This window comes from Thiobacillus sp. (assembly GCF_024708915.1).
Genome location: NZ_JANJXQ010000251.1, coordinates 1 through 7,812, shown reverse-complemented (window position 1 = coordinate 7,812; position 7,812 = coordinate 1). Strand labels below are relative to the sequence as shown.

Sequence of the window (7,812 nt, the reverse complement as noted above, 5' to 3'; positions counted from 1 at the left end):
GGCGCTCAACAATGCCGGCGCCACCGACCTGCCCCTGCTGGTGGTGCTGAACGACAACGACATGTCGATTTCGCCCAACGTCGGCGCGCTCAACAACTACCTGGCGCGCATGATGTCCGGCAAGTTCTACGCGGCGGCCCGCCGCGCCGGCGAAAGAGTCCTGTCCGTCGCGCCGCCGATTCGCGAGCTCGCCAAACGCGCCGAGGAACACATGAAGGGCATGGTGACGCCGGGCACCCTGTTCGAGGAATTCGGCTTCAACTACATCGGTCCGATCGACGGCCACGACCTCGACGTGCTGCTGGAAACGCTGGGCAACATCAAGCAGTTGAGCGGCCCGCAATTTCTGCATGTAGTCACCCGCAAGGGCAAAGGCTATGAGCCCGCAGAAACCAACCCCTGCCTGTATCACGGCGTGGCGTGCTTTGACCCGGCCGCAGGCGTCGCCGAAAAAACCGGCGGCAAGCCCACCTACACCCAGGTATTCGGCGACTGGCTGTGCGACATGGCCGCCGCCGACACGCGGCTGGTCGGCATCACGCCGGCAATGCGCGAAGGCTCCGGGCTGGTGCGCTTCTCGCAGGATTACCCGAAGCGCTATTTCGACGTCGGCATCGCCGAACAGCACGCGCTGACCTTCGCCGCCGGGCTGGCCTGCGAAGGCGTCAAACCGGTGGTGGCAATCTATTCGACCTTCCTGCAGCGCGCCTACGACCAACTGATCCACGACGTCGCCCTGCAAGACCTGCCGGTAATGCTGGCGATCGACCGCGCCGGCCTGGTCGGCGCCGACGGCCCCACCCACGCCGGCAGCTTCGACCTCTCCTTCCTGCGCTGCATCCCTAACCTGCTGATCGCCGCGCCATCGGACGAGAACGAGTGCCGCCGCCTGTTGACCACCGCCTTTCTGCACGACGGTCCCTCGGCGGTACGCTATCCGCGTGGCAGCGGCAGCGGCGCCGCGATCGAACCCGGCCTCGATCCGGTCGAGATCGGCAAGGGCCTGCTGCGCCGCCGCGGCCGCGACGTCGCTCTCGTCGCCTTCGGCAGCCTGGTCGCACCCGCGCTGCAGGCCGCCGAAGCGCTCGACGCCAGCGTGGCCGACATGCGCTTCGTGAAACCGCTGGACCTGGACCTGCTGCGCGAACTGGCGCACAGCCACCGCCTGCTGGTGACACTGGAGGAAAATGTGGTGGCGGGCGGCGCCGGCGCGGGGGTGGCCGAGGTGCTGGCCGGACTTGGCCTCGCCGTGCCGGTGCTGCATCTGGGCCTGCCCGACACGTTTATCGAACATGGCGACCCGGCCGCGATGCTGGCTGGCTGCGGGCTCGACGCGGCGGGAATAACCCATTCCGTGCGTCAGCGGATAACCCTATTACCCGAGTAGTTTACTCAACTATTCAGGCAGTTTATACTTAGTCTAAACTGCACTCAGCGTGAGCTGAAATCAATACAAGGAGCCTGCCATGAACCAGATTTGCGACACCGCCGTTTGCATGCCGGACGTACAAAGTTCGACCGATACGCGGCAAATCGCCATCGACAAGGTCGGCATCAAGAGCATTCGCCATCCGATCAGGGTGGCGGACAAGAACGATGGCATCCAGCACACCATCGCCAACTTCAACATGTACGTCTACCTGCCGCATAACTTCAAGGGCACGCACATGTCGCGCTTTGTCGAGATCCTCAACACGCGCGAGCGCGAGATTTCGGTCGAAAACTTCGAGGACATGCTGCGCCAGATGGTCGAACGCCTGGAAGCCGAATCGGGCTACATCGAGATGACCTTCCCCTACTTCATCAACAAGTCGGCCCCCGTCTCCGGCGTGCAAAGCATGCTCGACTACGAAGTCACCTTCGTCGGAGCGATCGAAAAAGGGGAATACACCCACACCACCAAGGTCGTGGTGCCGGTGACCAGCCTGTGCCCGTGTTCGAAGAAAATCTCCGATTACGGCGCGCACAACCAGCGCTCGCACGTTACCGTCACCGCGAAAACCAACGGCTTCCTGTGGATCGAGGATCTGGTGCGCAAGGTGGAAGACCAGGCTTCGTGCGAGCTCTTCGGTCTGCTGAAACGGCCGGACGAGAAGCACGTCACCGAGCGCGCCTACGACAACCCGAAATTCGTCGAGGACATCGTGCGCGACGTCGCCGCCGCGATGAACGCCGAGCCAATGATCGATGCCTATGTGGTGGAAGCCGAGAACTTCGAGTCCATCCACAATCATTCGGCGTACGCACTGATCGAGCGCGACAAGACCAGGCAATAAGCTTTTGGCAGCATCCAAGCAACGAGGCCCGCAACCGCGGGCCTCGTTGCATTCTGTCCGCTTGCGATCAATACCGCTGCGTTAGCGTCATCGTCTGCCCGTCGCGCCGCATTTCCATCCGGTTCAAAAAGCTCATCCCCAAAAGCGGAACGCTCAAACCGGTCTCGACCACCATGCCGTCGACCTGGCTGACGGTGATGCCGCCGACCTTCACGGTATTGAACTTGACGCGCCAGGCAGGCACCACCCCTGCGGCGGTGCCGACGCTGGCGGCCTGCCCGGCTTTGTAGTCGAGCCCGATGCGTTTGGCTTCGGCAGCGCTGATGGCGATGGACGTCGCGCCGGTGTCGACCAGGAAAGTCATCGGATACCCGTTGAGCGAACCGGCCGCGGCAAAGTGGCCGCGTGCATCGGCCGTGAGCGACACGCTCTGGCGCTCAGCCGCCGGCGCACCGCCGGCAAAGGATTGCCCCATGCCCAGTGTGCGGCGCTTGCCGTCGACGTCGAAACTGGCACTACCGGAATCCGCGGCCAGCAGTTTCACCCCCTGAACCGTCTGTCCCACGCTCAGGGTACGTGGCTTGCCGCCGTCGATGCTGACGATGGCCTTGTCCTTGAACAGCCCCACCACCGAGACGCTGGCTGCCCACGTGTGGGTGCAGGAAAGCCCGCCTGCGGCTATCATCATCGCAACCGTTTTTTTATCGAGAGGCATCATGCTTCCTGTTCTGATTTTCCGTCATTCGCTCACCGAAGGGCCGGGATATTTCACCACGTTTCTGGATCGCCACGGCATTCCCTGGCAGCTGGTTCGCATCGACGCCGGCGACGCCGTGCCCAAAGACCTTAACGGCACTTCAGGCATCTGCTTGATGGGCGGGCACATGAGCGTCAATGACGATCTGCCCTGGATTCCACCGCTGCTGGCCCTGCTCCGCCAGGCGGTCGCATCGGATGTTCCGGTGATCGGCCATTGCCTGGGTGGGCAACTGATGGCCAAGGCGCTGGGCGGCACGGTAAGCCGCAACCCGGTCAAGGAAATCGGCTGGGGCGACGTGCGCGTCACGAACGCCGAGGCAGCGCTTCCCTGGCTGGGCGAAGTCGCGCAGCCCATGCTGGCGTTCCACTGGCACGGCGAAACCTTCAGCCTGCCGCCGGGCGCCACGCGCATCCTCGACAGCGTCTGGTGCGCCAACCAGGCCTACGTCCTGAATGGCCGCCATATCGGCATGCAGTGCCACGTCGAAATGACGCCCGAACTCATCGCCAGCTGGTGCGACAACGGCGCCGCCGAAATCGCCACCAGCGACAGTCCCGGCGTGCAGTCGCCCGGCGCCATCCAGGCGGACATGGATGCCCGCATTGCCCGTCTGCATCAACTGGCCGACAAAATATATTTCCGCTGGATTCAAGGGCTTAGAAAATAATCGTGCAACTGTCCCGAGAAGACGCTGGACAGCCGTATCGCGCAGCGTAGGATAGCCAGCGGAGTCACATCCAGTTTTAAAGATTCATCGTGATAACGGAGGATTTATGCAAAACGTCGACTATGCCAACTTCGATTTCGGCGAACGTCTCAATGGCTTCATCCACGAAGTGATGAATTACGGCGGCAGCCCCCGCACCGAAGCCGACCTCACCGAAGGCCAGAAAGTCTTCGTGCGGGCAGTCAAGCGCGAAATGGTCAAATACGCCGACCCCAACCGTCACGGCTATCCGCATAACCTGCTAGAGCAGATGGAGGCCTTCACCCGCACCGTAGGCGATCTGCATAACTCCTATTTCGATTCGGGCATGCGCAAGATCAGCGACTGTCTGTACAACCGCTGGAAAATGCTCTACGAAGAAACCAAAAAACTGGCCGCAGCCGGTGGCGACACCAAACCTGCCTGGGTTGGCGTCATCAAGACCGAACAGACCGACATGCCTGCCTTCTTCGACGCATAAGTAATTGTTTCAAAATAAAAAAGCCCGGTATATCCGGGCTTTTTTATGGCTACGAGCCAATATCAACCCCGCTTATCCTCAAATAAAAATAAAGCATTATTCAGACATCAGCCCCGGTGCTATGCTGCCCCGACTCAATAACCCCTTCAATTCCGAGGAGACAGCATGTCCAAACTGGTACGCCCCCACGGTGGCGGTGAACTCAAACCCCTGCTGCTGACGGGCGCCGCACTTGCTGCCGAGCAAGCCCGCGCTGCCTCGCTGCCCAAGGTCAAGATGACCTCGCGCGAAACCGGCGACCTCATCATGATGGGAATCGGCGGTTTCACCCCGCTCGAAGGTTTCATGACCCATGCCGACTGGCAGGGCGTATGCGACGGCTATAAAATGGCCAACGGCCTGTTCTGGCCGATTCCGGTCACGCTCTCCGCCGATGAAGTCACCGCACAGAATATCGCGGTCGGTGCCGATATCGCACTGGTCGACAGCGAATCCGGCAACATCATGGGCACCATGAAGGTGACCGAGAAATACGCCATCGACAAGGCGCACGAATGCATGCAGGTCTACAAGACCACCGACCTCGAACACCCTGGCGTGAAGATGGTCATGGACCAGGGCCCGGTCAATCTCGCCGGCCCGGTCAAGGTGCTGTCCACCGGCAGCTTCAAGGAAGAGTACGGCGACCAGTTCATGACCCCCGCCGAAACCCGCGCCGCATTCGAGAAAATGGGCTGGTCCAAGATTGCCGCTTTCCAGACCCGCAACCCGATGCACCGTTCGCACGAGTATCTGGCCAAGATCGCCATCGAAACCATGGACGGCGTGCTGATCCACTCGCTGCTTGGCGCGCTGAAACCGGGCGACATTCCCGCCGAAGTCCGTTCCGAAGCGATCGCCACCCTGATCGACAACTATTTTGCCCCCAACACCGTGATCCAGGCGGGCTACCCGCTCGACATGCGCTACGCCGGCCCGCGCGAAGCTCTGCTGCATGCGCTGTTCCGCCAGAACTACGGCTGCTCGCATCTGATCGTCGGCCGCGACCACGCCGGCGTGGGGGACTACTATGGCCCGTTCGACGCGCAGAAGATTTTCGACGAAATCCCCAAGGATGCGCTCGAAACCAAGAACATGAACATCGACTGGACCTTCTGGTGCAATAAATGCGGTGGCATGGCCTCGCAACGTACCTGCCCCCACACCAAGGACGACCGCATCCTGCTGTCCGGCACCAAGGTACGTTCGATGCTGTCCGAAGGCCAGGATCTGCCAGTCGAATTCAGCCGTCCTGAAGTCGCCAAGGTGCTGCAGAAGTACTACGCCGGCCTCTCCGCGGAGCAGAACGTCAAAGTCGAGTTGAAAGGCCACTCGGCAGCGTAATTTTTTCCGGACGGCAGGATGCCGGATGGAATGGCCCCGATCGTTGCAGCACTGGTCGGGGCAAGCTTTTAGGACACGAGCCTACCGGAAGCGGATTCGCGAGTCGCCCCGGCCAAGGACGGGTTCAGTTCTAAGCGGACCGCGACGTACGCGGATTGTTAGCTAACTTTAGGAGACTGTAATGCCAACCTATGTTCGTACCGACAAGTGCGACGGTTGCAAGGGTCAGGACAAGACCGCTTGCATGTACATCTGCCCGCACGATCTGATGAAGCTGGACAAGGACGGTTCGGAAACCGGCCACGCCATGCGTGCGTTCAACCAGGAACCCGAGCAGTGCTGGGAGTGCTATTCCTGCGTGAAGATCTGCCCGCAGCAAGCCATTGAAGTTCGCCACTACGCCGACGTCGTGCCGCTGGGCGGCATGGTTCAGCCGCTGCGTGGTTCCGACTCCATCATGTGGACCATCAAGTTTCGTAACGGCGTGTTGAAGCGTTTCAAGTTCCCGATCCGCACCACGCCCGAAGGCTCGATCGATCCCTACGGCAACAAGCCCATGCCCAAGATGGCTGATATCGAGTCCACGGGCTCCTTCACCCGTGACATGATGGGGGGCTACCGTGCCGGCAACCCCGCTGAACTGATTCGCAAGTAATTTAGAGAGGTAAACGAAATGGCTGGAGAATTTGGTAATCCTGAAGTAGTCCAGGAGGAAGTCGACATCCTCCTGATCGGCGGTGGCATGGCATGCTGCGGCGCCGGTTACGAAGTCATGCGCTGGGCTGACGCCGCCAAGGCAGAGACCGGCATCGATCTGAAGATCAAGCTAGTCGACAAGGCCGCGATGGACCGTTCCGGTGCCGTGGCACAGGGCCTGTCCGCGATCAACACCTACATCGGCTCCGAGCAGGATCCCGCCGACTACGCCCGCATGGTCTCCAACGACCTGATGGGCATCACGCGTGACGACCTCGCCTACGACCTCGGCCGCAACGTGGATGATTCCGTGCACCTGTTCGAGGAATGGGGCCTGCCGATCTGGAAGACCGACGAAAACGGCGAGCGCCACGACGGTTCGCAAGGCCTGCCCACGCTGAAGGACGGCGGCAAGCCCGTGCGTTCCGGCAAATGGCAGATCATGATCAACGGCGAATCCTACAAATGGATCGTGGCCGAAGCGACCAAGAAGGCGCTCGGCATGGATCGCATCGAAGAGCGCATCTTCATCGTCAAGCTGGTCAACGACAAGAACGACCCCAACCGTATCGCCGGTGCCGTCGGCTTCTCGACCCGCGACCATAAGGTCGTCGTCTACAAGGCCAAGGCGATCCTGCTGGCCGCCGGTGGCTGCGTGAACATTTTCCGTCCGCGCTCCGTCGGTGAAGGCACCGGCCGTGCCTGGTACCCGGTATGGAACGCCGGTTCGACCTACGCGATGGCTGCCGAAGCCGGCGCCGAGCTGACCATGATGGAAAACCGTTTCGTGCCCGCCCGCTTCAAGGATGGCTACGGCCCGGTCGGCGCCTGGTTCCTGCTGTTCAAGGCCCAAGCTGTCAACGCCTACGGCGAAGTCTACATGCAGAAGAACAAGGAACTGCTGAACGACTACCCCCCCTACGGTCAGGCTGCCGTGCCGGCTTCATGCCTGCGCAACCACCTGATGCTGAAGGAAATGAAGGAAGGCCGCGGTCCCATCTACATGGACACCGTGACCGCCCTCGCCAAGCTGCGTGAGACCCTGACCCCGCGAGAAGTGAAGCACCTCGAAGCCGAAGCCTGGGAAGACTTCCTGGACATGTGCGTCGGCCAGTGCGGTATCTGGGTTGGTGAGAACGTCGAGCCGGAGAAGAAGAACTCCGAGCTGATGCCGACCGAGCCGTACCTGCTGGGTTCGCACTCCGGCTGCTGCGGTATCTGGACCTCCGGTCCGACCGACGTGGGTGCCCCCACCGACGAGGCCCTGCCGGGCGTCCCCGCTCACCTGCCGAAGGGCTGGAACTGGGGCTACCGCTCGATGACCACGGTCAAGGGCCTGTTCACCGCCGGCGACGGCGTCGGCGCCTCGGGCCACAAGTTCTCCTCCGGTTCGCACACCGAAGGCCGCCTCGCCTCCAAGGCGATGGTCAAGTACGCCCTCGACAACAAGGACTGGAAGGTCGAGCTGGACACCGATCCCGCCGTCCTCGCCGAGGAGATCTACAAGCCG

At 61.6% G+C, this 7,812-nt stretch carries 8 protein-coding genes; 7 read left to right on the top strand and 1 reads right to left on the bottom strand.

Translation table 11 applies throughout. From position 1 onward, the window contains the following. Nucleotides 1-1,387, top strand: a 1,387-nt coding sequence (gene dxs / locus Q0L94_RS17005) for a 1-deoxy-D-xylulose-5-phosphate synthase (RefSeq protein WP_296755691.1), incomplete at its 5' end; no start/stop codon positions are given. A 79-nt stretch (nucleotides 1,388-1,466) separates the two neighbouring features. Continuing rightward, the gene (gene folE2, locus Q0L94_RS17000) at nucleotides 1,467-2,276 is read left to right on the top strand and encodes a GTP cyclohydrolase FolE2 (RefSeq protein WP_296755687.1); all 810 of its coding nucleotides are present in this window, start codon (nucleotides 1,467-1,469) and stop codon (nucleotides 2,274-2,276) included. A gap of 67 nt (nucleotides 2,277-2,343) precedes the next feature. Here folE2 and Q0L94_RS16995 read toward each other — a convergent pair whose 3' ends face one another. Beyond that, nucleotides 2,344-2,991, bottom strand: coding sequence for a TIGR02281 family clan AA aspartic protease (locus Q0L94_RS16995; RefSeq protein ID WP_296755686.1), 648 nt, complete (start codon nucleotides 2,989-2,991; stop codon nucleotides 2,344-2,346). A gap of 1 nt (nucleotide 2,992) precedes the next feature. Here Q0L94_RS16995 and Q0L94_RS16990 point away from each other — a divergent pair, with 1 nt between their 5' ends. From Q0L94_RS16990 to aprA, 5 genes are all read left to right on the top strand, one after another. Continuing rightward, nucleotides 2,993-3,703: a type 1 glutamine amidotransferase gene (locus Q0L94_RS16990; protein WP_296755684.1), complete on the top strand. Its 711-nt coding sequence runs from the start codon at nucleotides 2,993-2,995 to the stop codon at nucleotides 3,701-3,703. A 106-nt stretch (nucleotides 3,704-3,809) separates the two neighbouring features. Further along, the gene (locus Q0L94_RS16985; protein WP_296755681.1) at nucleotides 3,810-4,223 is read left to right on the top strand and encodes a hypothetical protein; all 414 of its coding nucleotides are present in this window, start codon (nucleotides 3,810-3,812) and stop codon (nucleotides 4,221-4,223) included. A 165-nt stretch (nucleotides 4,224-4,388) separates the two neighbouring features. Beyond that, on the top strand, nucleotides 4,389-5,606 hold the full coding sequence (gene sat, locus Q0L94_RS16980; RefSeq protein ID WP_018078910.1) for a sulfate adenylyltransferase: 1,218 nt from the start codon (nucleotides 4,389-4,391) through the stop codon (nucleotides 5,604-5,606). Between the two features lie 181 nt (nucleotides 5,607-5,787). Beyond that, nucleotides 5,788-6,261, top strand: a complete 474-nt coding sequence (gene aprB, locus Q0L94_RS16975) for an adenylyl-sulfate reductase subunit beta (RefSeq protein WP_018078911.1) — start codon at nucleotides 5,788-5,790, stop codon at nucleotides 6,259-6,261. Nucleotides 6,262-6,279: 18 nt separating this feature from the next. Further along, nucleotides 6,280-7,812, top strand: a 1,533-nt coding sequence (gene aprA / locus Q0L94_RS16970) for an adenylyl-sulfate reductase subunit alpha (protein ID WP_296755675.1), incomplete at its 3' end; no start/stop codon positions are given.